At 55.5% G+C, this 25,023-nt stretch carries 29 protein-coding genes; 9 read left to right on the plus strand and 20 right to left on the minus strand.

Going from position 1 to position 25,023, the window contains the following annotated elements; all coding sequences use genetic code 11:
• The first annotated feature begins 10 nt into the window (after positions 1-10).
• Both URZ40_RS00920 and URZ40_RS00925 read left to right on the plus strand, forming a co-directional pair.
• Entirely contained in the window at positions 11-604 is a 594-nt protein-coding gene (locus URZ40_RS00920) for a TetR/AcrR family transcriptional regulator (RefSeq protein WP_320719597.1), read from the plus strand.
• 74 nt (positions 605-678) lie between these two features.
• Positions 679-1,278, plus strand: coding sequence for an NAD(P)H-dependent oxidoreductase (locus URZ40_RS00925; RefSeq protein WP_320719598.1), 600 nt, complete (start codon positions 679-681; stop codon positions 1,276-1,278).
• Here URZ40_RS00925 and URZ40_RS00930 read toward each other — a convergent pair.
• Entirely contained in the window at positions 1,271-2,155 is an 885-nt protein-coding gene (locus tag URZ40_RS00930; RefSeq protein WP_320719599.1) for a LysR family transcriptional regulator, read from the minus strand. The genes URZ40_RS00925 and URZ40_RS00930 overlap by 8 nt on opposite strands.
• A gap of 125 nt (positions 2,156-2,280) precedes the next feature.
• Here URZ40_RS00930 and URZ40_RS00935 point away from each other — a divergent pair, with 125 nt between their 5' ends.
• Together URZ40_RS00935 and URZ40_RS00940 are read left to right on the plus strand one after the other, a co-directional pair.
• A complete protein-coding gene (locus URZ40_RS00935) occupies positions 2,281-3,702 on the plus strand; it encodes an amidohydrolase family protein (RefSeq protein ID WP_320719600.1) in 1,422 nt (473 codons plus the stop codon).
• A gap of 228 nt (positions 3,703-3,930) precedes the next feature.
• Positions 3,931-4,473, plus strand: a complete 543-nt coding sequence (locus URZ40_RS00940; RefSeq protein ID WP_320719601.1) for a cysteine hydrolase family protein — start codon at positions 3,931-3,933, stop codon at positions 4,471-4,473.
• A 65-nt stretch (positions 4,474-4,538) separates the two neighbouring features.
• On the opposite strand, the gene URZ40_RS00945 is transcribed toward URZ40_RS00940, so the two are convergent.
• Positions 4,539-5,015, minus strand: a complete 477-nt coding sequence (locus URZ40_RS00945) for a WbuC family cupin fold metalloprotein (RefSeq protein ID WP_320719602.1) — start codon at positions 5,013-5,015, stop codon at positions 4,539-4,541.
• 136 nt (positions 5,016-5,151) lie between these two features.
• A complete protein-coding gene (locus tag URZ40_RS00950; protein WP_320719603.1) occupies positions 5,152-5,937 on the minus strand; it encodes a phosphotransferase in 786 nt (261 codons plus the stop codon).
• 177 nt (positions 5,938-6,114) lie between these two features.
• Here URZ40_RS00950 and URZ40_RS00955 point away from each other — a divergent pair, with 177 nt between their 5' ends.
• Together URZ40_RS00955 and URZ40_RS00960 are read left to right on the plus strand one after the other, a co-directional pair.
• Positions 6,115-6,546: a hypothetical protein gene (locus URZ40_RS00955; protein WP_320719604.1), complete on the plus strand. Its 432-nt coding sequence runs from the start codon at positions 6,115-6,117 to the stop codon at positions 6,544-6,546.
• A gap of 885 nt (positions 6,547-7,431) precedes the next feature.
• Complete coding sequence (locus URZ40_RS00960; protein WP_320719605.1) at positions 7,432-8,274, plus strand: DUF3800 domain-containing protein; 843 nt, start codon at positions 7,432-7,434, stop codon at positions 8,272-8,274.
• Between the two features lie 70 nt (positions 8,275-8,344).
• On the opposite strand, the gene URZ40_RS00965 is transcribed toward URZ40_RS00960, so the two are convergent.
• Positions 8,345-8,863 carry an Arm DNA-binding domain-containing protein gene (locus URZ40_RS00965; RefSeq protein WP_320719606.1) on the minus strand — a complete coding sequence of 173 codons (519 nt, stop codon included), beginning with the start codon at positions 8,861-8,863 and terminating at the stop codon, positions 8,345-8,347.
• A gap of 116 nt (positions 8,864-8,979) precedes the next feature.
• On the opposite strand from URZ40_RS00965, the gene URZ40_RS00970 reads away from it, so the two are divergent.
• Complete coding sequence (locus tag URZ40_RS00970; protein WP_320719607.1) at positions 8,980-9,450, plus strand: hypothetical protein; 471 nt, start codon at positions 8,980-8,982, stop codon at positions 9,448-9,450.
• A 49-nt stretch (positions 9,451-9,499) separates the two neighbouring features.
• On the opposite strand, the gene URZ40_RS00975 is transcribed toward URZ40_RS00970, so the two are convergent.
• Complete coding sequence (locus tag URZ40_RS00975; protein ID WP_116340133.1) at positions 9,500-10,423, minus strand: LysR substrate-binding domain-containing protein; 924 nt, start codon at positions 10,421-10,423, stop codon at positions 9,500-9,502.
• Positions 10,424-10,660: 237 nt separating this feature from the next.
• On the opposite strand from URZ40_RS00975, the gene URZ40_RS00980 reads away from it, so the two are divergent.
• A complete protein-coding gene (locus URZ40_RS00980; protein ID WP_302218829.1) occupies positions 10,661-11,071 on the plus strand; it encodes an ASCH domain-containing protein in 411 nt (136 codons plus the stop codon).
• Positions 11,072-11,167: 96 nt separating this feature from the next.
• Here URZ40_RS00980 and URZ40_RS00985 read toward each other — a convergent pair whose 3' ends face one another.
• Both URZ40_RS00985 and URZ40_RS00990 read right to left on the minus strand, forming a co-directional pair.
• Positions 11,168-11,659: a glutathione peroxidase gene (locus URZ40_RS00985; protein ID WP_302218588.1), complete on the minus strand. Its 492-nt coding sequence runs from the start codon at positions 11,657-11,659 to the stop codon at positions 11,168-11,170.
• A gap of 1 nt (position 11,660) precedes the next feature.
• Positions 11,661-12,146, minus strand: coding sequence for a DinB family protein (locus URZ40_RS00990; RefSeq protein ID WP_320719608.1), 486 nt, complete (start codon positions 12,144-12,146; stop codon positions 11,661-11,663).
• A gap of 173 nt (positions 12,147-12,319) precedes the next feature.
• Between URZ40_RS00990 and URZ40_RS00995 the strand changes: the two genes are divergently transcribed.
• Complete coding sequence (locus tag URZ40_RS00995; RefSeq protein ID WP_116340139.1) at positions 12,320-13,591, plus strand: serine hydrolase; 1,272 nt, start codon at positions 12,320-12,322, stop codon at positions 13,589-13,591.
• Here the strand turns inward: URZ40_RS00995 and paaY are convergent.
• The 13 genes from paaY to paaA form a co-directional block, all read right to left on the minus strand.
• A complete protein-coding gene (gene paaY / locus URZ40_RS01000; RefSeq protein WP_023327376.1) occupies positions 13,494-14,096 on the minus strand; it encodes a phenylacetic acid degradation protein PaaY in 603 nt (200 codons plus the stop codon). The two genes, URZ40_RS00995 and paaY, sit on opposite strands and share 98 nt — an antisense overlap.
• Positions 14,097-14,105: 9 nt before the next feature.
• On the minus strand, positions 14,106-15,041 hold the full coding sequence (gene paaX, locus URZ40_RS01005; RefSeq protein WP_021241337.1) for a phenylacetic acid degradation operon negative regulatory protein PaaX: 936 nt from the start codon (positions 15,039-15,041) through the stop codon (positions 14,106-14,108).
• Positions 15,042-15,238: 197 nt separating this feature from the next.
• Positions 15,239-16,555 carry a phenylacetate--CoA ligase PaaK gene (paaK, locus tag URZ40_RS01010; RefSeq protein ID WP_116340143.1) on the minus strand — a complete coding sequence of 439 codons (1,317 nt, stop codon included), beginning with the start codon at positions 16,553-16,555 and terminating at the stop codon, positions 15,239-15,241.
• A gap of 27 nt (positions 16,556-16,582) precedes the next feature.
• Positions 16,583-17,788 carry a 3-oxoadipyl-CoA thiolase gene (gene pcaF / locus URZ40_RS01015; RefSeq protein ID WP_316379059.1) on the minus strand — a complete coding sequence of 402 codons (1,206 nt, stop codon included), beginning with the start codon at positions 17,786-17,788 and terminating at the stop codon, positions 16,583-16,585.
• Complete coding sequence (gene paaI / locus URZ40_RS01020) at positions 17,788-18,210, minus strand: hydroxyphenylacetyl-CoA thioesterase PaaI (protein WP_116340147.1); 423 nt, start codon at positions 18,208-18,210, stop codon at positions 17,788-17,790. Before paaI ends, pcaF begins: the two co-directional genes overlap by 1 nt.
• Positions 18,200-19,624, minus strand: coding sequence for a 3-hydroxyacyl-CoA dehydrogenase PaaH (paaH, locus tag URZ40_RS01025; RefSeq protein WP_320719609.1), 1,425 nt, complete (start codon positions 19,622-19,624; stop codon positions 18,200-18,202). Before paaH ends, paaI begins: the two co-directional genes overlap by 11 nt.
• A gap of 1 nt (position 19,625) precedes the next feature.
• The gene (paaG, locus tag URZ40_RS01030; RefSeq protein WP_116340151.1) at positions 19,626-20,414 is read right to left on the minus strand and encodes a 2-(1,2-epoxy-1,2-dihydrophenyl)acetyl-CoA isomerase PaaG; all 789 of its coding nucleotides are present in this window, start codon (positions 20,412-20,414) and stop codon (positions 19,626-19,628) included.
• Positions 20,414-21,181, minus strand: a complete 768-nt coding sequence (gene paaF / locus URZ40_RS01035) for a 2,3-dehydroadipyl-CoA hydratase PaaF (protein ID WP_316379056.1) — start codon at positions 21,179-21,181, stop codon at positions 20,414-20,416. The genes paaG and paaF overlap by 1 nt, the downstream gene beginning before the upstream one ends.
• Positions 21,178-22,248: a 1,2-phenylacetyl-CoA epoxidase subunit PaaE gene (gene paaE / locus URZ40_RS01040; RefSeq protein ID WP_316379055.1), complete on the minus strand. Its 1,071-nt coding sequence runs from the start codon at positions 22,246-22,248 to the stop codon at positions 21,178-21,180. Before paaE ends, paaF begins: the two co-directional genes overlap by 4 nt.
• Positions 22,249-22,255: 7 nt before the next feature.
• Positions 22,256-22,753: a 1,2-phenylacetyl-CoA epoxidase subunit PaaD gene (gene paaD, locus URZ40_RS01045; RefSeq protein WP_166711004.1), complete on the minus strand. Its 498-nt coding sequence runs from the start codon at positions 22,751-22,753 to the stop codon at positions 22,256-22,258.
• 11 nt (positions 22,754-22,764) lie between these two features.
• Complete coding sequence (gene paaC / locus URZ40_RS01050) at positions 22,765-23,511, minus strand: 1,2-phenylacetyl-CoA epoxidase subunit PaaC (RefSeq protein WP_320719610.1); 747 nt, start codon at positions 23,509-23,511, stop codon at positions 22,765-22,767.
• Between the two features lie 8 nt (positions 23,512-23,519).
• A complete protein-coding gene (gene paaB / locus URZ40_RS01055) occupies positions 23,520-23,807 on the minus strand; it encodes a 1,2-phenylacetyl-CoA epoxidase subunit PaaB (RefSeq protein ID WP_003857353.1) in 288 nt (95 codons plus the stop codon).
• A 12-nt stretch (positions 23,808-23,819) separates the two neighbouring features.
• The gene (gene paaA, locus URZ40_RS01060) at positions 23,820-24,749 is read right to left on the minus strand and encodes a 1,2-phenylacetyl-CoA epoxidase subunit PaaA (RefSeq protein ID WP_316379053.1); all 930 of its coding nucleotides are present in this window, start codon (positions 24,747-24,749) and stop codon (positions 23,820-23,822) included.
• Between the last annotated feature and the right edge of the window lie 274 nt (positions 24,750-25,023).

Raw genomic sequence — 25,023 nt, forward strand, 5'->3', positions numbered from 1 at the left:
AGAGGAAAACATGGTTGTTAAGCGCTTGAGAAAAGAGGACCGCCGCGTGCAGCTACTGGAGGTTGCGCGCGGAATCGTTCGTCAGCAAGGCACGGAGGCGCTGACCCTTGGCTACCTGGCGGAGCGAGCCAACGTGACCAAGCCTATCCCCTACGACCACTTCGGCGATCGTGAAGGGCTGCTGATGGCGCTGTACCAGGACTATAGCGATCGGCAGTTGGCGAAATTCCGTGAGACGCTGGCGGTCGACAGCAAAACGCTGGAAAAGACGATCCGCTTTTTCAGCGCCGCTTATATCGACTGCGCCATTTCCGCCGGGCCTGAAACCGGGCCAATCGCAGCGGCGCTATCCGGCTCCCGCGCGTTGCAGACGTTTCGGGAGGCATGCGTGACCGAATGTGCCGACTGCCTGCGTACCGCGCTTTCCCCGTTCGTCGTACTGAAAGGCGTTCAGGGAGAAGCAGCTCTGACGGCCATTATCGGTGCGGCAGACGCGCTCAGCACGGCCGCGGGTAACGGCGTGCTCGCCCGGAACGTGGCGGAAGATACGCTCAGCGGCGCGATGATCGGCGTGCTGGAGACCTATGTGAATAGCACAAAATGATCGCCTGGGGCGGATTGACAGATAAGTTACCAATAGTAATATAGACATCAATTCTCACCCATTGCGAGGTCGCTATGTCTGCAACACACGCCATCAATAACGCGCTGATCGTGACGGCTCACCCTGTCGACACGTCCTTATCCCATACGCTGGCTACCCGCATTGCCGGGAAATTACGCGAGCAAGGTACACAGGTTGAGATCGCCGATCTGCATGCTGAAGGGTTTAATCCGGCGATGGCCCGCGCCGATCTCGATTTCTATCACGGCGATCCGAGCGCGCTTCCCGACGATATTTTGCGCGAGCAGCAGCGCGTCGAGCGGGCGGATATGCTGGTGTTTGTCTTCCCGGTGTACTGGTGGTCGGTCCCCGCGCTGTTGAAAGGCTGGTTCGATCGCGTTTTAACCCTGAACTGGGCGTATAAGGTGGCCGACGACGGACGGATTGTGGGTAACTTACGGGACGTTCCCGTCCGCCTGATTGCCACCGGCGGCAGCGATCTCGCCGGATTCGACAAACATGGCTATTCGACGGCGATTCAGACGCAGATTATCGAAGGTGTATTTGGCTTCTGCGGGTTGAAGAACGTTAAGCTCGATATCCTTTACCAGGCAGACACGGCTACGCCTGAGCAGGTTGAGGATTTTCTGGAGGGGCTTGGGAGTATTAAATAATCCCGGCTATCCAGTCAGCAAAAGCGCGCACGACAGGAGAAAGATAACGCTGGTGGGGATAAAGCAGCGTGACGGGCACCGACGGCGGCTGCCAGTCCGCCAGCACCTCCACCAGCCTTCCCTCGCGCAGATGCTCTGCGACAATATTCCCGGCAACCTGCACCAGCCCAAAACCCTTAAGACACATCTGGATATAAAGCTCCGTATCATTGACGGCGGCAGCACCGCTCACTGGAACAGACCGCATTTCATTGCCCTGAACGAAGCGCAATTCGTTCGCGCGTCGTCTCTGCCCGGAAAAATAGTGAACCGCTCGGTGCCCGCTCAGCGCATCGGGCGACTGGGGAATACCGTATTCCCGGAGATAGTCCGGCGAGGCGCAGGTGACCCAGCGAAAACGGCCCAGAGGACGGGCTACCAGCGTGGAGTTATTCAGTTCCCCTGTTCGAATTACACAGTCGACGCCCTCCTGCACCAGGTCAACCTGGCGATCGCTGACGCCGATCGTCAGGTAGATATCCGGATAAAGACGGCAGAACTCGTCCAGATGTGGCATCACGATGTGATGAGCAATCCCGGCAGGTATATCTACCCGCAGGCGTCCCTGTGGCCGACTGCCGGAATCGCTCAGGCTGGACTCCGCCTGCTCGATTAATGAGAGAATTTCCCGACAGTGCGTCAGGTACTGTAAACCTTCCGGCGTCACGCTCACCCGCCGTGTCGTCCTGTTCAGCAGGCGCACCTGCAGGTATTTTTCCAGATTTTTAATCGTGCTGGTGACCGTTGATGAAGGCAGGAAGAGTGTTTCAGCCGCGCGAACGAAGCTGCCGGACTCCGCCACCCGCACAAAGATTTGCATTGCCTGGATACGATCCATTTGTCCCAAAGCCTTTATAAATTTAATTATTCGCTAATTATGAATAATGAAAACGCATTGCGCATCTTTTTCGCGTTAATTAAGTGGCGTAGCGTTTCGGTACTAATGACAGAAAGAGACTGAAAATGACCGGCTACGCAAGAAATATTGTGAATAATCAAAACACCACTTCCCCGGCGACGCTCATCCGTGGCGCTACGATCCTCAGCATGGATGAGAGCGTGGGCAATATTGAACGCGGCGAGATCCTGATCGCCGGGCCCACCATTGTGGCTGTCGGCGAAAACCTGGAGGCAAAGGGAGCGAGGGTTATTGATGCTACAAACATGATTGCTATGCCGGGGATGGTGGACACCCATCGCCACGCCTGGGAGGGGCAATTGCGTCGCATCAACCCCAACGCGGAATCGCTGGAAGACTACTGCAACGCCACGCATTTCTCATTTGCGAAATACTACCGCCCTGCCGATATGTACGTTGGCAACCTCCTCTCCGCGCTGGGCTGTATTGACGCCGGGATCACCACCGTCATTGATAATTCCCACAACAGCCGCAGCGCAGCCCATTCGGATGCCGCCGTCGAGGCGCTTCTGGATGCGGGGATCCGCGCCATTCACGCTTCAGGCGCACCGGTTTCCGGGGAATGGGATACCGCACACTGGCCAGGAAACTGGCAACGCCTGCAGGAAAAGTATTTCCGGGACAAACCGGACGGACTTGTGTCGCTGGCGGTGATGGCGCAGCTGGAGCCGGAAATGTGGGCTGAGGCGCGCAGGCTCGGGCTGCCGATCGTCACTGAATTTTTCGGCGGTGAGATGGCCTCACGGCTTGCGGTATTGCATCAGGAGGGACTGCTGGGCGCGGATAATATCTTTAATCACTGCACGGCGCTGCCTGACGAAGGCTGGGCGATCCTGAGAGATGCTGGCGTGAGGGTAAACGTCTGCCCTCGCTCCGACGCACACTACGGCATTGAGGACGGGATGTTTGCCATTCAGTCAGCGATGCGCCACGGCATTCACCCTGGCCTAAGCGTGGATAATGAAACGTCCTACAGCGGTGACATGTTTATGGAGATGCGCGTAGCGTTTTACCTGCAGCGCGTTATGGGTATGCATCAACAACACGGCTGTCGCAGCGCACATTCCCCGAAAACGCTTCAGGCAGCCCAGCTTCTGAAGGCCGCCACTCTCGATGGCGCGGCGTGCGCCGGTCTGCAGGAGAAAGTCGGCAGCCTGACGCCGGGCAAGAAGGCCGATCTGATCCTGATTAACGCGGGGGATCTGAACCTTTACCCCTCCGGAAATGCCTTTGGCACGGTCGTGCATGCAGCAGAGCGCAGCAATATTGACACCGTGATGATTGGCGGACGCATCGTTAAGCAAGGCGGCAACGTGCTGGGCGTGGACAGAGCACGTCTCCGTGCAGCGATTGATGAATCACGTCAGCATCTTTATACCGCTGCAGGCTATGAGCCTGACATGTTTGCAGACTCCTTCCTGCCGCTGCATCAGGCCCCTACTCAAGTTGGTGTATTGAAGGAATGAGTTAAGCAACGTTATAACTAACGCGATAATTCCGTATACAGCGGAATGTATTAACAAAGGCCATGTTATGTATCAGTCAGTTCAGCCAACAACCACCCTCACCACCACCGGAACCTTCGGCGGTGCGAGCGTATCTGTAGCGAACGACTGACAAACAGAACCTCAATCCCCGCCAGCCAGGACGGGGAAATCTCTCTCCGTTCACCACCCTCTGAATGGAGAAAGAAAATGGTTTCATCTGACAATGCTCTCTTAATCATCGACATGCAGCAGGGTCTCTTCCGGGGCCCTTTTTCCCCCAGTTCCGCCGATGCCGTTCTGGCAAATATCCGTTTGTTAATAGCCAACGCGCGGCACGCGCAGGTACCCGTCTTTTTTGCCCGCCATATCGGACCAGACGACTCGCCCTTCTCAGAGAAGGGGCCGTTAACACAGCTGATACCGGAGCTGGACGTGAAGGAGCAGGATGTTGTTTTCACCAAGCGCTATCCCAGCTGTTTTCGGGAAACCGATTTGCAGCACAAACTTAATCAGCGAGGTGTCAAACAGCTGGTCATTGCCGGGATGAAAACAGATTTTTGTGTCGACACCACCTGCCGGGCCGCGCCGGAGCTGGGTTTCAGGACGGTATTGATTTCAGATGCGCATACCACAATGGATAATGCACATTTATCCGCCAATGACATCATTGCGCATCACAACAGCACGCTGGCCGGTCCGTTCGTGACGCTGTCGACTGCCGGCGACTGGCATTTTAATACGGTCAGCTGAGTTGATGGAATCGTCTCCCTCTTTCCCTGCGCGACTTTCAGCGCGCCGGGGATATGAGAGCACAATTACAGGGTAAAACCCCCGTCCCCTACCTGCGCCTGAGCGTACCATTTCATCAGCGCCGCGGTACCGGGCGCGTTCTCCGCCGGTGACCAGGGGGCGGTATCCTGCTCAGGAACAGGCTGGTAGCCGCCGTGCTTAACCTCAAAAATAACGCCGCCTTTATCCAGCGACAGCACGGCATGCCAGGTACCGGGATCCATCTCCAGCACTTTGCACTCTTCGCCTAACACCACGCGCCGGGTCACGTTCCCGCTGTCATCGAAGTTCAATACCAGAAAGCGACCGCTCAGCGCCGTCAGCAGCTCAAACGTATGCGGGTGGCGATGGGGGCGAACATAAGTGCCGGGCTCCATGGCGATAGCCAGGCGCTGCACCGGGTCGCTCAGCTCAGGATGTAAATTACGGTGCGCCCGTAAGCGAGGAGAATTTGCGGCCTGCTCGCTTTGCTGCTGCAGGTCACTGAAGGTAATTTGTTTCATATAAGCCTTTGTGAATGTGGGCAGTCTACGGCAACCCGATAGCCGCACGACGTTATACCATCCTGAAAGGTCGATGAGCGATGGCATTTATGAAACAAAACGCTGCATGGGGTTCGCATGTTCTGTTACAACGTGCTCAAAGCAGAGAGAGGGACTCATCCAGCCAGCCGGGGAGATGTTCTCTGTACCAGGTAAGATAGAGATTAAAGTCGCTCTTTTTCCTTTCGTGCAGGAGTAACACGACTTCAGTCACAATCCATGCTTTAGCGAGAATAATCTCTCTGGCTAACCTGTCTGCGTCCAGATGCGTGGCAAAAACACAGTAGCGCTCGGCAAGTTGTAAAATGCTTTGTTTTGAGCCCATCCCCTTAACCAGTGGAGCAAGGTCGATAGCCGGGCTGCCGGTGCCGAATCTTTCCCAGTCGAAAAGTATCGTATCGCCGTTTTCTCTTCTGCCCCAGTTACCCGCATTGGTATCGCCTGAAATTAAACATTCCTGACGAAACAAAACGCTGCCCGCTTGTTGAAAACGTCGCATCTGCCGCTCAGCGCGGGCGGGCAATTCCAGAAGAGACAGAGATTTTTCAAGTGCTGACGCAGACCAGGTGTGGGTGTGATATATCCATTCGGCGTCGGCAGGATAATTGTGAAGGCGTGAAAGTTGCCTCAATATCTCGTCCCCTGCAACCTCATCCTGGCAGATCTTATAAGGAACGTATTCGAGCGTCAGGCTGCGTCGGCGTGGGTCGGCGTGCAGCAGTCGCGGGGATTCAACAACGCCGCTGAGTGGTTCCGCCGCACGCGTATAAAAGCCATATTCAACATCGCTAACAGGGCATTTTTCTATTACCTGATTGCCATGGCGATCCGCAATCAGGCGGACTTTTGCTGCGCCCATTCTGGATAAGTTCTCGCCAGACATACCACCCTCATGTCACTGGTTCGGGGCATAAGTATAGTGGATCATTATGCAATGCTATGAAAATAACCCTCTGAACTTACTAATCTTTTAGTTTAAAATTACCCCTTTAAACGGGAACTGCTGAACACCTGCTATACACAAGCCCCCCCCATTTTCATTAACGCAGCGGATTTAAAAATGACAAAGTCTGGATTTAAAATTACTTCATTTATTTCGCCTACAATACAATTCATATTAGCGCTCGCAACTTTTATACTTAGTGTAACCTTTAGCCTTGAGCAAAATAGAATATCAAAACTCCAATACTCACCACTTTTTATTTTAAGCATTAACCAACTTTTCGGAAAAGATTACTCACCAACTCAATCAGAAAAATTTGATATATTCAACGAAGGTTATTCCATAAACAATCATGACTATAAACTCCATTCAATCATGAATGTTGCATATACCCTTAGCAACAAATCATATGAAAAAAAATTCTACGTTGATTACTTCTCTGTTCAATCAAAGAAGTCCGGCGGAAAAGATCGCATGTCAGGGGGCATAGGTGAGAACAACATCTTATTATTCAGCAACCTAAAAAAAACAAATCATAAAAAAATTTAACGATAAAGGTATCAATCTAATAAACATTGAACTTCATCATTATTCTGAAATAAGTTACTCCGATACAGAACTCAAGGGAAATTATGTCTACTTCGCAGATTCCGAGCGTGTAACAAAAGATATTTATGACAATTATTTAGCTGGGATTGATGGTTACTATACAATATCACTCTACAGCCCAAATATAGATGAAATCATATCAAGAATCTTACGAGGCAATTAGTTAAATATTGAATATATGCAACTCTAATATTGCGAGTTGCATATGAATTATTTGAACTGCTCCACAGGGTGTGGTTCTCATAATCCACCCACGCCACTGAGAGCGGGCTTTCGGTTCGGATTTTAGCGGCAAAGGTTAAGTCCCAGCCGCAGAACTTTGCACGGGCCAGTGTCTGCAACGGTGCGCAGAACTACCTGGAGACAGGAGTGACCTCGCGGCGTACCAGGGAATAGTCATGTAAATTTGGGCCGAGTTTGGGTATGCTGTGTTCCAGCCATAGTCGTTACTCCTGTTAACGATCTGGTTAGACGCCTCGGCAGTGTTCCACCACTTCAGGGCGTTGCTTTTTATGGTATTCGCATATAAAGTGGTTCATACTATTCAAATTAACGCTAACACAGTGGCATGAACCAATGTAAGAGAAGAATGCCAAAAACAAAACTGATCGTTCAAATAGCACAAGAAAGATCATCCGCCTCGAAGATGAATTACTTAATCAAATAGACATTTTGGCTGGTGAAGGCGATTTTAGCTCATGGGTAAAAAAAGAGTGCAGAGAAAAAATTCGCAAAAGTGGAATAGATCCTAAAGGTTAATGGGATTTTTAAAAAATATCAACAGCGCGTAATTAAACCGACAAGATATTGATTTAAGGAGATTGCATGAACAAAACAACAATATATTTTTTCATAGATGAATCTGGTGACAAAGGTTATTCAAACTCAAGACCCTTCCACGAAATAGGAGTAATGGCAGGATTCCTTATTAATGACTGGAATGTCCCAATCCTACAAGAAAAGATAGAGAGTGGATTAAGCAAACTCAACCTCGATCCCATAAAAAAACTTCACATGTCAGAGTTAGATAAAACTCAGCAAGCCAAAGTAATTGATTTAATCAAAGAGTTGTTTAAAAAATTTAATCTAAAGTTTTTTTATTCTGTAATATATACCTCATCATATGCATATTTTGTTGGACTCAACCCGGAACAACAAAAAGAGTCCATGCACTCTCAGTTACTACAAAACATCTTAATTACAGCTCTATCACTCTGTACCCGTATAATTGAAAAGTTCAACACCGATGTGAAATTACAAATTGTAAGTGATAACATAGATTCCGGCGTATTAAAAACAATGAAAAAAGATTTTTCCCGAATAGTTAATTTTTTAAATGGGGCAAGGAATAGAACATACATAACCAAAACCGAATATGTCGAATCAGAAATAACCAATTTATCACATGATCCGAGACCCAAAAATGGGAAGTTCGAAGTTGATATTCGCGTTGAAAACTCAGCAATCACGTTTATTTCCGATGTATTATCTTACACAACATTTCAACATTTAATTAAGTTTATGCAAGATAATCCTACGATGGATCTTAATACATCAAAGGCTAGCTTCGGTCATCCCTTAGAAGAGTTTTTAATGCTGCAATTCACCCCTGACCTTGAAGAGATGAATTTAATCGGAAAAATATTTGGACCAGGTAGAAAAAATTAAAATAAGTACAGTCTCTTTGCTCTTTGCGCTTTTCACTGGCATAGATATCACACCAGTAATCGATAGCGTTCTACACAGTTACTGGAGTGAACAGTTTCTCTTTGGTGAGTTTGTTCTCTTTCCGTGGATCGAGTCCCGGAGAAAACCATGCCCGGCACTCGTCCCTTTTCTCTCTGGCCTGTTTAAGTGTCATTTCTGGATACTTGCCTAACGTCATCCAGACGGGGACGCTTTGTCGGCCGGAATGTCTGAAGAAATAAACAAAGCTCACAGCGCCACTCATACTGACTCTGGCGGACAGTTCCCGTCCATCGGCCACCATCTTTTGACGCGGCAGCGGTTTACCATGTAGGCTTTTAACGCCTTGTCGCTTAACTTGTTCTCGCCCGCCATAACACCTCATTCTGCAATACACACTCAACTGCAACGCCGAAAAACAGTATAAAAGCAATGCAAACAACATTTCTTGCTTCTTCATAATTAACAATGAGTTAATGAATGAATCCGGTTTTTCATGCGTACCCATGAGGTAGTGTGAAGGATAGTAGATCATCATCCCACGTTGAGTAAAACTCACATTGACTGCCACTATTTATCGTTTTTCAAACCTATCCGCGTTGAAATACCATCCCTTCATCCCTGGTATATTGCTGGCCAGAAATTGATAGCAAAATTCAAATAATAATATATGTATATGGAGCACCTATGACACTCGATGTTTTATTTCATCTAATGAAAACGATCTCACCTGAAAAAAACACCGCCGGTGAAAATATACATGAGCTCATCACGTTACTTTCGTCAGATAGCGATCGCGCTGAGGCGCTTTCGCCATTTATCCATCGACTTCATCTCCTGTCTTTCGCTCAACGCAATCCGGGTAACGCCGAAGCGTTGCTCTCGGCACACGTTCCAAAAGACGATGCAGCCCTTACCCTGCCTGACTTCGCTGACTGGCCTCGGGTGCGTTACGCAGTGTCCGGGGATGTCCAGACGCCGGAATCAGAAGAGTATTTCAGCAAAATGACCTCGGCTGCCAATGTGATACGCGCGGCACTGATCGATGCCGAGCGCGTAAAAGGAACGCCTGCGCTTTATATTCTGGACAAATTACTCGATCTGAACAGTGCGCTGCCGGAAAGATATAAGAAAATGGCAAATATTCCCTACGCCTGAATACATTTAACAGGCAGGATATTCCGCGAGAAATATCCTGCTTTTTATTTCATACACGCTTTTCATTGTAATCAAGACAGACGATATCCAACGAAGGAACAACCGGCGCGTTAAGATTAAGCCAGGCCAGCAACCGTTCAATACTCTGTCCTCTGAGCGAATGTTTCGGCCAGACGAGGTAGTAGCCATCTCCCGTTGCTATCGCCTCCCTGAAGGGCAGCGCGAGCAGGCCGCTTTTCAGCGCGTCGAGCGTGAGGCGGAGATCGGCCATCGCCACGCCGTGACCGTGCATGGCGGCCAGGCTTCCCTGCTCTAACGTGTCGAACACAATCCCGCCGCTCATGTCGAGACCGGGAAATAACCCCGTCGTTTTAAGCCAGCGCTTCCAGTCCCGCCTGTCCGGTGAGGGATGGATAAGATCGCACTGTTCAAGCCGATGCCGGGCAGGTTCGAGCAGCGACGGGGGACAAACCGGAATAAGCCATTCGCTGAAAAGCAGGCTGCTCTCCGTTGACTCGCCGAAATAACCATTCCCGAGGAGGATCGCACAATCGTATGGCTCACGGCTGAAGTCAACGGTGTCGAAGTCCATCCAGACGCTGGCAATTTCGATTTTCGGCTTTGCATGGTTCTCGCGAAAAGATTTCAGGACACTAAGAAGCCATCGCATCGTCAGGGTACTGGGGGCCTTGAGGCGCAGAAGGTGATTTTCACTCCTGAACGCGCGGCAGGCCCACTCAATATTCGAGAAACTTTCGCTAAGCTGCCCGGCAAGAATACGCCCGGCGTCACTGACCTCCACTCTCGGCCCCTGCCGCTTAAACAGCTCGCAGTCGAACCACTGTTCAAGGGTCCGGACATGCCTGCTGACCGCCCCCGGAGTGATATTCAATGCTTCAGCGGCTTTGCTGAAGGAGTTCAGCCGCGCGGCAACTTCAAACGCGCGCAGCGCATACAGTGGCGGTAAAGACATACGTTCCCTTTTAATGAGGTTTGATCGTGGCGTTTTTTATCGCCCACGTAACTTATCACCTGGTTGATTAGACGGAAACGTCAGCAGTCATTGCTCGGTTGCCTGAATGGCGCGGCTGACCTCATTTCGAGGCTTTCCTGAATCCATGGCTACAGAATGCTCACACATGAAGTCGGGACAGCACATGCTAAAACCCGTATAACGTTTCTTATCATCGGCAGTTTTAAAGGGTTCTTAATGGTTACGGTTGAGGAAATTAGAGTGAAATATCCAGGCGCAGAGGCCTGGCAAATGGGTGACAGTCCGGAACTGGCCAGCGAGCTTGCGGATCTGATTAAAAAAGGGATTAAAACGGCCTCCTGTGGATCTTTTGCCTCTTACCAGCAGGAACAATCTGCTCCCAGGATCGGGAGCTATAACATTATCCTCGATGGTCAGAATGTCCCTGTTTGCGTAACCAGGCTCGTTTCAATGCGGCTGGTGCGTTTTTGTGATGTTACTGAGGCGTTTGCCCGTAAAGAAGGTGAAGGTGATTTAAGCCTTGAATACTGGCAGAAAGAGCATCAGCGATTTTTCACCAGCGAAGGTCATTTTTCTGAAGATATGGAGTTGATTGCAGAAGAATTTGAAGTGACTGAGGTGCTGTAGGATAACGAAACGGGCCGGCATTTATAGCAATGTCGCTCGTTACAAAAGTGAACATCAGCATTTCGGACGTTATCGACGCCAGGCAAGTTCCAACACCTACAACGCCTGGCTTCCCAGTGCGGCGACAATCGCCCCCTCCATTTTCTCGGGCGTAGTCATCGGTGCAAAACGCTTGAGTGGTTTACCGTCGCGTCCAATCAGAAACTTAGTAAAGTTCCACTTGATCCGCCCCCCCAGCACGCCGGGCAATTCATTTTTCAGATAACGAAACAGCGGATGCGCTGCGTTACCGTTGACCTCGACTTTCTCAAACATCGGGAAACTCACGCCGTAGTTGATGTAACAGGTTTTCGAGATTTCGTCGGTGCCGCCGGGTTCCTGTTTGCCGAACTGGTTGCAGGGGAAGCCCAGCACCACTAACCCTCGTTCGGCATATTTTTTGTATAGCGCTTCAAGACCCGCATATTGCGGCGTAAAGCCACAGTGGCTGGCAGTATTCACGACCAGAACCACCTTCCCCGCATAGTCGGCCATAGAGATAAGCTGCCCATCCAGACGGGCGGCGGTAAGCTGATGAAAATGAGTCATGTTAATGATGATCTCTTAGAAAAACGGTTAGCACATCCTTTGGAGGGGTTATACCCGTTTCAGAAAGCATCCAGCCCACAGCGCCGCGATGATAGATACTGTGAAACAGCACATGATTAAGCATATCCACCGCTTTCATTTCACCGTGTCCGCCATCGACGAAGCGGAATTTGATGATTTCAGAAAGTCCGGGAATGTCCATTGAACCTGAGTGCTTAATATACCAGTCAGTGCATTCAGTCATGTTATTCAGAAGCTCGTCTGCAGACGGCGTTTCTGGCGTATTCAACGCGGTGTATTGATGCGTTTGACCAGTAATATTTGCTCTGAAAATCATATCCACGACATAAACATGATTCATAAGTCTGAGCATCAGATGGTGCTTTTCAGGATTGGCTGAGGCATCAACCCTCTGTATTGCTTGTAAGGTTTCCGTGTCTGCCCAGCGTTTGAATTTGAATAACGTGACAATCGTGCTTGTATCCATTTTCCCCTCCTGATTAACAATAAATTATCATATCAGCAACATTGTCAGGTGGATATCGCTTCCGTTCCCGGCACAAAATTGACGGTAATTGGGTCACCCGAAAAATTCCCTCATGGCAGGCTAAGTGTGGTACATTCCTGGCGCGTCAATGATCACCACACTCGCTATCAGGTATGCAGAACATAACAAAAAAAATTCACTGGCTTCTGCTTACTCTCCCACTCCTCAGTGGTTGCGGCACGCTCTCACAAATGTCCTCCCCGGAAGGTACACAGGAACTTCTCACCCATGAGTCGCTGGATGGCGACGTTGACAGCGTGGTGCGTCACTACATGGCGCAAAAGTCCGTTCCCGGGATGACGGTCGCGGTGATCCATAATCACGGCTCACCGCAGTTTTATACCTGGGGAGTAACCGATGCGGTCAATCGCTATCCGGTCAGGCCCGACACCCTGTTTGCGCTCGGCTCGCTCAGCAAAGGGATCACGGCGGAAGTGGTGGCCTGTCTGGTGAGTGAGGGGCAACTGAACTGGAACGACAGCCTTGCGACATTGCTACCGGCGGGAACGCCGCTAAGCAAGGATGCACAAAAAATCACTCTTCTGGAGCTGGTAACCCACACCTCCGGCCTGCCGCGCCAGAATATGGATGTTCCGATGCTCGGAAAATTCATCCGCTATTTAAGCACGGGTGATAACTTCTACGGTGAGCTGGACAGCGATAACGTGCTGAATTATCTCGCCAACTGGCGAGCGCCGAAGGATAAAACGCCGCAATACTCCAATACCGGCTACGCCCTGATCGGCTATATCCTGAAGCACAAAACCGGGGAAGATATTCAGAGTTTAGCCTCACGCTATATTTTCCGTCCGCTGCACATGGCTAACAGCAGTTTTACGCCCCAGAAGCTCAAAGGCTACCCGCAGCGGGCGCTCGGCCACGCGGGCGATCAGCCGAAATTTATCCCGCGCGGGCAGCTCACCCCGGACTGGCATTTTTCTAACAACATGGTGGCGGCAGCGAGCTTGTACAGCAACGCCGAAGATCTGGCGGCCTATGCCCGCTATCACGTCTCAACGACCCACAGTCCCTTGCTGGACAGCGTTTTTGACGAAGTCAGAAATACCGATATTCAACGCCCCGACGGAGTGCAGGGTATTGCCTGGACCACCGACTTTATCGGCCTGGAAAAAATCACCTATCAGGTCGGCTATATCGGCGGCTACTCCAGCTTTATCGGTTATGACAAAGAAAAAGGCAATGCGGTGGTGGTGCTGCAAAATACCTTTAACTGGAGTAATTACATTGGCATTGCGCTATTGATGGATATGGCGAAAAAAGACGACCTTACCCCTGGTTCGCCGACTTCGGCCTTAAATTCTCGTCAAACGTCAGCCGTTTCCGGTCAGGCTCTACCTCGCGCAGCGGTTCAACCTGGTGCATAGTCAGCTTGCAGCGCTCCACCAGCACCTGATACTCCCGCGTGCCCTGCCGCTTCCACGCCAGCTCCTGCTCGCTTAGCTCACGGATCGCTTTGGCCGGGCTGCCGATAATCAAATGGTTGGCGGGCATCTCCGCTTTCGCCTTCACGAACGCCGCCGCGCCGACGATGCTGTTTTCACCGATGACCGCGCCATCCATGACTACCGCGTTCATGCCCACCAGCGCGTTACGGCGGATCACGCAGCCGTGGAGAATGGCGCTGTGGCCGATATGCCCGTCCTCCTCCACCACCGTGTCCTGCTCCGGGAAGCCGTGCATCACACAGTTATCCTGAATGTTCGCACCGTCTTTCACGACGATACGGCCAAAATCACCACGCAGGCTGGCGTTAGGGCCAACATAAACGCCTTTACCCAGGATCACGTCGCCAATCAGCACCGCCGTCGGGTGAACATAGCTCTCGTCAGGCACGACCGGGGTCAGACCGTCAATTTGATAAACTGGCATCTTCACTCCTTATGCGCTTGTAAGACCACCAAAGCGTTGATAGTAGAGCGTGCCGGGCACGGGCAGTTCGCCCACGGAGGTTTCGCCCTTCTCGCTGACAAACGCCAGCGCCCCCGGCGCGACACGCTGATAGATATTAATGCAGAGCTGTCGGGCGCTTTGCCCCGCCCAGTGCGCGGGCAGCAACTCTTCCGGCAGCAGCGGATCTTTCAGCACCACGCGACGATAAAAGTGAATCAGCAGCAGCTGGATCTGGAAGCAGCGTTCCGGCGTCAGCTCCTCCGGCGCGGCCTCTTTTAACAGCGGCAGCAGCGGACGGAACGAGTTGATAAACGACTCGTACATCGCGTTTTGCTCGGTTAACTGCCAGCACTCCTCCACCCGCGAACGCAGCGCGGCGCGGGAGAGCGCCAGCGGCGAGTGGGCTTCAAAGAAAATCACGTTTTCCGCCACCCCGGCATCGTGAAGCAGGGACTGCACGTCCGCCAGATGCTGTGACGGCGAGGCCATCAGGCTCGGCGCCAGCGTGCCGAAACCCTGCCAGATCAGCTGTTTTTTGACGTCGGCAAGGGTGGTTTTATCCAGCCCCTCGGAGAGCAGCAACAGCCATTTGCCGTCCCAGGCGGGCAGTTCCGCGCGGTAAATCTTATTCTCCGCGCGGCGCGTCAGGCGAAGCCCCTTATCGCTCAGGCGGTAAAAGCTGCGACGCCCGATGCGGGAAACATCCAGCCAGCCCTCTTTGTTGAGGCGAAACAGCGCGGTGCGCACGAAACGCTCGCCGAATCCCATGCCTTCCAGCAAGGCGGCCAGGCTGCCGAGCCAAATCTCACCGCCGCGGTGGGAAAGCGCGTCACCGTATAGCGAGGAGATAAGCGATGTCCCGCTGACGGGAACGGAGCTGACCGCGTGCTGGATGAAGGCGTCGAGTTTATTCATGTGATTCATTCTGTTGTTATTTTTGTCCTGGATGAATCATAGCATAGGATTCTGGGGTTTCCCCCTCACCCTGGCCCTCTCCCCTGAGGGGAGAGGGGAAAAGGCCGCACCGAGCAGTTCCTTATCCCCTTTCTGGGGAGGGAAAAGACCGCACCGTACAGTCCCTTCTCCCCTTTGGGGAGAAGGTTAGGATGAGGGGGAGTTGTTTAACCGTTGGCCGCAACTTTACGTAAGTCAAACACCCGGCAGGCTTTCCCCTCTGAGCGCGGAATGCTGCCGCAGTTAACAATCATTACGTCGGTGGAGATCCCTACCATCGACTTAATGCGGTGGCGCAGCTGGTGGCACACCTGGCAACGCTGCTCGTGCGTCAGCGTGAGGCTACTCTCTTTCAGCTCCACCTTCACGGAAAGTGAATCAAGATGCCCGCGACGGTTCACCTCCAGCTGGTAGTGCGGAGAAAGATGCTCGAACTTCACAATCTCCTCTTCCAGCTGCGACGGGAAGACGTTGACGCCGCGAATGATCAGCATATCGTCACTGCGGCCGCTGATCCGGTCCATGCGGCGCATGCTGCGCGCGGTGGCCGGGAGCAGACGCGTCAGGTCGCGGGTGCGGTAGCGGATCACCGGCAGCGCCTCTTTGGTCAGCGTGGTGAACAGCAGTTCGCCCTGCTGACCGTCATCCAGCGGCGTGCCGTCGTTCGGGTTGACGATCTCCGGGTAGAAGTGATCTTCCCAGATGGTCGGGCCATCGGCGGTTTCGATACACTCCATCGCCACGCCCGGCCCCATCACCTCGGAGAGGCCGTAAATGTCCAGCGCCGTAATCCCTAAGCGTTTTTCAATTTCGCGACGCATGGCCTGCGTCCACGGCTCGGCGCCAAAGACGCCCACGCGCAGGGAACAGCCGCTGGCATCGCCGCCCATCTGGCGCTCCAGCTCCTCAATCAGGTTGAGGCAGTAGGATGGCGTCACCATGATCATGTCCGGCTGGAAATCACGGATCAGCTGCGCCTGTTTCTCCGTCTGGCCGCCGGACATGGGGATCACCGTCGCCCCTAAACGCTCGGCGCCGTAGTGCGCGCCCAGCCCACCGGTAAACAGGCCATAGCCATACGCCACGTGAATTTTGTCCTTCGCGCTGCCGCCCGCCGCGCGCAGTGAACGTGCCACCAGGTTGGCCCAGTTGTCGATGTCGCCCTGCGTGTAGCCGACAACGGTCGGTTTGCCGGTAGTGCCGGATGACGCGTGAATACGCACCACCTGCTCCATCGGCACGGCAAAGGTATCGAACGGATAGTTATCACGCAGATCCTGCTTGGTGGTGCACGGGAATTTGCGGATATCCGCCAGCTCGTTGAAATCGTCAGGGTGAACGCCCGCGGCGTCAAACTTGCGTTTATACATCGGGACGTTGCTATAGGCGTGGTGCAGCGTCCATTTCAGACGCGCGGTCTGCAGCGCCTGCAGTTCATCAAGGGAGGCCGTTTCAATCGGATCAAGCTTTGTTGTATTTGTCATCGCAGGGTACTCACATTGTTTTTATGCTCAAACACGCTCAAGGATCATGGCAATGCCCTGACCCACACCGATGCACATCGTACACAGCGCGTAGCGCCCGCCGCGTCGGTGCAGTTCATTACTCGCGGCCAGCGCCAGCCTGGCGCCGCTCATTCCCAGCGGGTGACCCAGCGCAATCGCGCCACCGTTCGGGTTGACGTGCGCGGCATTATCCGGCAGGCCCAGCTGACGCAGAACGCCCAGCGCCTGCGAGGCGAAAGCTTCGTTAAGCTCGATCACGTCCATATCGTTAATGCTGAGTCCGGCGCGCTCCAGCACCTTGCGGGTGGCCGGTACCGGGCCGAGGCCCATCAGACGTGGCTCCACGCCTGCCGTCGCCATCGCCACGATCCGGGTGCGCGGGACTAATCCCTGCGCCAGCGCTATCTTCTCGCTGGCGACGATCAGCGCCGCCGCGCCGTCGTTGACGCCGGAGGCATTTCCCGCCGTGACCACCCCGTTCTTACGAAACGGCGTTTTCAGACCAGCAAGCTGCTCAAGCGTAGTGTCCGCCCGCGGATGTTCATCCACGCTGAATTCCGTGACTGCCCCTTTTTTACCTGGGATCGAAACCGGTACAATCTCCTGCGCCAGGATGCCGTTCTGCTGCGCCTGCGCGGTACGCTGCTGGCTGCGCAGCGCGAACGCGTCCTGATCGGTACGGCTGATATTTAACAATTCAGCTACATTCTCTGCCGTTTCCGGCATACTGTCAGTTCCGAATTGCTGATGCATGAGCGGATTCACAAATCGCCAGCCGATGGTGGTATCAAAGATCTCCGCCTGACGCTGAAACGCGGCGGTGGCTTTACCCATCACAAACGGCGCGCGGGACATCGACTCCACGCCGCCCGCGATCAGCAGGTCACCATCGCCCGCCTTAATGGCGCGCGCCGCAAAACCAATCGCGTCCAGCCCCGACCCGCACAGGCGGTTAATGGTGGTCCCGGACACCGTCTGCGGCAGCCCGGCCAGCAGGGACGACATGCGCGCTACGTTGCGGTTATCTTCCCCCGCCTGGTTAGCGCAGCCGAAAATCACGTCGTCAATCCGCTCCAGGTCGAGCTGCGGGTAGCGGGCCAGCAGCGCGCGCAGCGGCATGGCACCAAGATCGTCAGTTCGGACTGCGGAAAGCGCGCCACCGTAGCGCCCCACCGGAGTTCGAACGCCATCACATATAAATGCGTCACGCATCAGGCCTCTCCTGTCACATTGCCGCCGATGCGGTGAGATTTTCCGCGAAAAAGGGCGACGGTTTTCTGTTGCTGATTCTGGATTTCAATGTCATACACACCGGTCAGCTTGCCCTGATGCATCACCCGCGCGGTGGCGGTGAGCGTGTCCCCGGCAAAGCCCGGACGCAGAAAATCAATTGAGCAGCCGGAGGCTACCGCCGCCAGCCCCTGGCTGTTGCAGGCGTAGGCAAAGGCGGTATCTGCCAGCGAAAATAGCTGTCCGCCGTGGCAGGTTTTGTGGCCATTAAGCATCTGCGGGGTGATGGTCATGGTCACCACCGCGTAGCCCTCGTCCATCTCGACAATGTCCATCCCCATCGCCTGCGCGCAGGCGTCCCGTTCGTACATGGCGCGGGCGTTATGCCAGGCGTTATGACTCATAGCTACTCTCCAGAAGCGCGCGCTGGCGCAGCAGGGAACAGGGGCGATAGCGTTCTTCGCCGTAATGACGCTGCAGGTTTTCCAGAAGCGTTAGCAGCCGTTGCCAGCCCAGACGCTCGCCCCAGGCAATCGGCCCGCTCGGGTAGTTGACGCCCAGGCGCATGGCGGTGTCGATGTCCTTCTCGCTGGCGACCCCTTTTTGCAGGGCGTCCAGCGCTTCGTTGGCAATCATCGCCACCGTGCGCCAGACCAGCAGGCCGGGATAATCGGCAATTTGCACTACCCGGTTACCCTGCTGCTGCAGATAGCGGATGGCTTTTTGCGTTGCGGTATGCGGGTTGCTGGCAGCGGCGGCGATCACCGCCACGTCGCGCTCGATGCGGTCCACCACCACCACCGGGCCGTTGAGCCGCAGTGCCAGCGCCTGGGCGGTTTCTCCTTGCGTTTCAATCAGATATACATCATCAATTTCGGTGACACCGTCACGTCTCTTTTCCACGCGCATCGGGCTGTAGCTATCGTTCACGGCCTGCACCCATTGCACGGCGGGCCTGTCGCCCTGCCAGTCGTAGACGCCCTTCCCGCTCTTTTTGCCAAGCCTTCCCGCCAGCACCAGCTCCTGCTGCACCAGCGAAGGCAGAAAACGACGCTCCTGCCAGAAGGCGTTAAATACCGAGCAGGTCACCGCGAAGTTCACGTCCTGACCAATCATGTCGGTCAGCTCCAGCGGCCCCATCGGGAAACCGCCGCCTTCGCGCAGGGCGGCATCAATCACCTCCGGCGGCGCGACCTGCTCTTCCAGCGCGCGCCAGGCTTCGGAATAGAACGGACGGGCGACGCGGTTGACGATGAACCCCGGCGTTGACTGGCAGCGAACGGGCTGTTTGCCCCAGTTCAGCGCCAGCTCGCACAGCGCGTCTGCCACTTCCGGGGAGGTCGCCAGCCCGCTGACCACCTCCACCAGCTTCATCACCGGCGCCGGGTTAAAGAAATGCAGCCCTGCGACCCGCTCCGGGTGGTGGATGTCCGCGGCAATCGCCGTGACGGAGATGGAAGAGGTATTGCTGGTCAGCACCGTCTGCGGCGGGCAGATGTCAGCCAGCTGCGCAAACAGCGCCTTTTTCACCTCCAGCCGCTCGGATGCCGCTTCAATCACCAGTTCAGCTGTGGAGAGCGCGGTGATATCCGTGACCGGAACCAGCCGGGCAAGGATCTGGCTCCCGGCATCGGCGGAGAGTTTTCCGCGCGTCACCCGGGAGGCCAGACGCTGGCGGATCCCGTCGATAGCGCGGGATACCGCATCGCTGGAGATGTCGTAGAGCAGCACCTGATGCCCATGGCTGGCCGCCACTTCGGCAATCCCGGCGCCCATCGTGCCGCTGCCAATCACGGCGACAGTCCGTACGTTCAGCATCTTATTTCCCCGTAAAGTTCGGCGTGCGCTTCGCCAGGAAGGCGCTGACGCCCTCGCGGTAGTCGTCGCTGCGCCCGGCCAGCCGCTGATAGTCACGCTCCAGATCGAGCTGGGCGTCCAGGGTGTTGGTTTCCGCGGCATTGATGGCCTGCTTGATCAGCCCCAGCCCGAAGGTCGGCTGCGAGGCAAAGTGCAGCGCCATCTGCTGCGCCGTAGCGGAGAGCTGTTCGTCATCCACCACCTGCCAGATCATCCCCCACGCCTGCGCCTGTTCGGCGCTGAGCTTGTCGCCGAGCAGCGCCAGCCCCATGGCGCGGGCGCGTCCGGCCACGCGCGGCAGCAGCCAGGTGCCGCCGCAGTCCGGCACCAGGCCGAGCTTACTGAAGGCCATCACGAAGTTGGCGGAACGGGCGGCAATCACCATGTCGCACCCGAGCGCCAGCGTGGCCCCCGCGCCCGCCGCCACGCCGTTAACGGCACAGATGACCGGCTTCGGCAGCTTTGCAAGGCGGCGCACCAGCGGGTTGTAGAAGGTTTCAACGGACATGCCCAGATCCGGCGCCGGGCCGTTGGGGTCGACGTTGCGGTCGTTCAGATCCTGCCCGGCACAGAAGCCGCGTCCTGCCCCGGTGATCAGCAGGCAGCGCACGGTGTCATCACGCTCGGCCTGTTTCAGGCACTCGGCCAGCTGCTGGTGCATCACGTCGTTGAAGCTGTTCAGACGCTCCGGACGGTTCAGCGTAATGGTCATCACGCCCTGTTCTACATGACTGAGAATAAATTCCACAATTAACGTCCTTTAAAGTCGGGGGTGCGTTTTTGTAAGAAGGCGTCGATGCCTTCCCGGCGGTCTTCGGTGGCAGAAAGCAGCGTAAACAGCTGGCGCTCCTGGGCCAGACCGGCCTGGAGCGGCACCTCCTGAGACTGGCGCAGCGCCTGTTTCGCCGCCTGCAGCGCCAGCGGCGAGTGGCGCGCCATCAGCGCCGCCTGCTTCAGGGCATACTCCAGCGTCAGCGCGGCCGGGAAAACATCGCTGACCAGCCCGGCGCTCAGCGCCTGCTGCGCGGAAATACTCTCGCCGGTCAGCACCATTTTGCTGGCAAGGGATTTACCGACGCTGCGGATAAGACGCTGGGTGCCGCCCGCACCGGGCATAATGCCCAGCGTGATTTCCGGCAGGCCAAAGCGGGCGTTATCGCCAGCAATCACCACGTCGCACAGCAGCGCCAGCTCGCAGCCTGCCCCCAGCGCGAAGCCGTTCACGGCGGCGATCAGCGGTTTGCTGAACGCGTTAATGCGCGCCCACAGCTGCGGGCGGATATCGTTCAGGGTGGCGGGCAGGTCTTTCTCCGCCATTTCGTTGAGATCGGCCCCGGCGGCAAAGCAGCGCTCGCTGCCGTAAATCACGCAGACGGCGATGTCGGCATCCACGGCGGCAGCCTCAAGCTGCTCAGCAAGTTCGGTTAACAGCGCGTTGTTGAGGGCGTTGCGCGCCGCCGGACGGTTGAGCGTCAGCTGCAGCACGCGGCCATGGCGGGTAACAATCAGTTCGCTCATGCCATCCCCTTCGCGTCGAAGTCGACAATCACGTCGGCGGTTAACGGCAGCGACTGGCAGCTCAGCACATACCCGGCGGCCAGCTCATCCGGCTCCAGGCTGTAGTTGGTCGCCATGTCCACCTTCCCGCGTAGCACTTTGCATTTACAGGTGGCGCACACGCCGCCCTTGCAGGCGTACGGCAGATCCGCCCCCTGACGCAGGGCGGCGTCGAGGATGCTTTCGTCGTCCGCCGTCAGGGTGATTTCACGGTCACGCCCGTCCTGGCGAACGGTCACTTTCTGACCTTCCGCCTGGACGTGCGCCGCGCGTTTAACGGTAGTGCCCGGCGTGTTAAAGCGCTCAAGGTGAATGGCTTTGTCCGGCATCCCCAGCGCCTTCAGCGTGGCTTCGGCATCATCCATCATCGCCGACGGGCCGCAGATAAACGCCTCGTCGTACTGACGGAAGTTAATCAGGGTTTTCGCCAGCGCCTGCAGCTTTTCTCCGTCGATGCGGCCAAAGAGCAGATCGCTGTCCAGCCGCTCCTGGCTGAAGATAGAGACCAGCTGCAGCCGCTGCGGATATTTGTCCTTCAGGTCCGCCAGCGCCTGGCGGAACATCATGCTCTGGCTGCTGCGGTTGCCGTAGATCAGGGTGAAATGGCTGTTGGGTTCGGTCGCAAGCGTAGCGGAGATAATCGCCAGCATCGGGGTGATCCCGGAGCCTGCCGCAATCGCCAGATAGTGGCCTTCACGTTCAGCCCGCGGCTGGTAGCCAAACTGCCCCTGAGGCACCATCACCTCCAGAGCCATACCCGCTTTGATCTCATCCCGGGCGTAGCGGGAAAAGCGCCCGCCGTCGATGGCTTTGACCGCCACGCTGATCTCGCCCGGGGCGTTACTCCGGCAGATGGAGTAGCAGCGGCGTAGATCGTCTCCGTCAAGCTTCGTTTTTAACGTCAGGTGCTGGCCGGGGCGGAAGCGGTAGGCGTCCTGCAGCGCCTGCGGCACCGCGAAGGTAATCGTCACCGCGTCGCGGGTTTCGGGTTCCACTTTTGCCACTGTTAATGAATAAAACGTTGTCATGGCAGCCTCAAATACATTTGAAATAGTCGAAGGGCTCGCGGCAGGTGTTGCAGCGGTAGAGCGCTTTGCAGGCCGTCGAGCCAAATTCACTGATAAGCGAGGTGTCAGTGCTGGCGCAGCGCGGGCAGCTCACCTCCAAAGGCGCGTGCGCGTGACAGCTATGCCCCACGGGCGGGCTAATGCCGTACGCCCGCAGGCGCTCGCGCGCGTCGGCGGTCATCCAGTCGGTGGTCCAGGCGGGTTCAAGCTGGAGCACAATGTGTACAGGGGTAAAGCCGTGCGCGGTCATCGCGTCGCGGATCGCCCCCAGCAGGTGTTCCGTTGCCGGACAGCCTGAGTAGGTTGGCGTGAAGCCAATGACCCAGCCTTCCCCTTGCGCCTTCACGCTGCGCACCATGCCTAAATCGGTGATGGTTAATACCGGCACTTCCGGATCGGGGATCTGGCTTAACAGCGACCAGATCTGCGGAATTTGCGCGGGCGCGATGTCGACGAGGCGTTGCATGGCGTTCTCCTTTACCACTGCTGACCGGGATACGCGCGCTGGAGATACTGCATCTCCGCCAGCATCGGGCCCAGATGTTCGGTATGCAGCCCCCTCTTGCCCCCGGTGCGGTATGCCACCTCTGCGGGCACCTGCAGGCAGGCTTCATTCAGACCGGCAAAGACTTCGCTTTCCCACGGCTGGCGCAGGACGCGCGGGTCAACCGCCACGCCGGCGTCAATCAGCGCCAGCTCGACGTCATCGGCGTCAAACAGCTCCGCCGTAAAACGCCACAGATTGTCGATAGCCTGCTGCATTTTTTGCGCGGATGTTTCGGTCCCGTCGCCCAGACGCACCAGCCAGCCGCGGCTGAAGCGCAGGTGGTAGCGCACCTCTTTAATCGCTTTGGCGGCAATGGCGGCAAGCTGGCTATCGCGACTTTGGGTCAGCCGCTCGTACAGCGCCACATTCCAGGCATCCATCAGGTACTGGCGGGCAATGGTTTCGGCGAAGCTGCCGTTCGGCTGCTCCACCAGCAGGACGTTGCGGAACTGACGCTCGTCGCGGCCAAACGCCAGCGTGTCTTCATCGCCCTGGCCTTCTGATTCCGCGGCATAGGTCAGGAAATTGCGCGCCTGGCCCAGCAGGTCGAGACCGATATTGGCGAGCGCAAGGTCAATTTCCAGCTCCGGCGCGTGGCCGCACCAGGCGCCGAGACGATGGGAGAGCACCAGACCGTTGTCGCCCAGACGCAGGGCATAGGCAGTCACTGAATTCATTCTTTGCCTCACATATGCTCGATGCCGTCAGGGATGGTATAGAACGTCGGATGGCGGTAAACCTTGCTTTCCGCCGGGTCGAAGAACTCACCGCTCTCTTCCGGCTGGGAGGCGACAATCTCGCTCGCCTTTACCACCCAGATAGAGCACCCTTCGCTGCGGCGAGTGTAGGCATCACGCGCATTTTCCAGCGCCATGCGATCGTCGGCGGCATGCAGGCTGCCCACGTGACGGTGGGATAACCCTTGTTTGCTGCGTACGAACACTTCGTACAGCGGCCAGTAGACATTGCTCATTGTTACTTCCTCTTATGCGGCCTGACGGGCGCGCTGTTTTTCCGCGTGCGCCAGTGCGGCTTCGCGCACCCACGCCCCCTCTTCCCAGGCTTTACGTTTCGCGGCCAGGCGCTCGTGGTTGCAGATGCCGCGCCCGTTAATGACCTCGTCAAACTCCTGCCAGTCGATCTCGCCGAAGCGGTAGTGGCCGCTTTCTTCGTCAAAGCGCAGGTCGGGATCCGGCACCGTCATGCCCAGCATCTCCACCTGCGGCACCGTGTTGTCAACAAAGCGCTGGCGCAGCTCGTCATTGCCGAAGCGTTTGATTTTCCAGGCCAGGCTGCGGGCGCTGTTCGGCGAGTTGTCATCGTTCGGCCCGAACATCATCAGCGCTGGCCACCAGAAGCGGTTGATGGCGTCCTGCAGCATCTGGCGCTGGGCCTCACTGCCCTGCGCCAGCGCCATGCAGGCTTCAAAGCCCTGACGCTGGTGGAAACTCTCTTCTTTACAGATTTTCACCATCGCCCTGGCATACGGACCGTAGGAGGTCCGGCACAGCGCCACCTGGTTGACGATGGCGGCGCCGTCCACCAGCCAGCCAATCACGCCGATATCGGCCCAGCTCAGGGTCGGATAGTTGAAAATGGAGGAGTATTTCATCCTGCCGTCGAGCATCTTCTGGTAGATGTCTTCCCGCGCGCAGCCCAGCGTTTCCGCCGCGCTGTAGAGGTAGAGCCCGTGTCCGGCTTCGTCCTGCACCTTCGCCAGCAGAATGGCTTTACGACGCAGCGTCGGCGCGCGAGCGATCCAGTTTCCTTCCGGCAGCATGCCGACAATTTCGGAGTGCGCGTGCTGACCAATCTGGCGGATCAGCGTTTTACGGTAGGCTTCCGGCATCCAGTCCTGAGGCTCAATCGCCGTCTCCTGCGCTATGCGCTGCTCAAACCGTTGTTCTTGCGTCACATCTTCACCTTTATGATTCGTTAGTATGCAAATTAAAGCGAAATGTTGAATCACTTTGTTTTTTAAAAGTTACACAAAGGTTAAATATAACCCCAAGAATTGTTTCCCGGTTTTGTGATGCTGCTCGCAAGGCTTTTACTACAGGCCTTGCAGAAAGCGCCTTTACGCGATGCGATTCGTCCAGCCAGATCACAACGTTAACAATTCATTAAAAACACAGCTTGATTTTTATGATTCGCGATCAAACTATTAATAGTGAAATAACGAAACACTT

Source organism: Enterobacter sp. 296B2 (assembly GCF_034106185.1).
GTDB lineage: Bacteria > Pseudomonadota > Gammaproteobacteria > Enterobacterales > Enterobacteriaceae > Enterobacter > Enterobacter cloacae_N.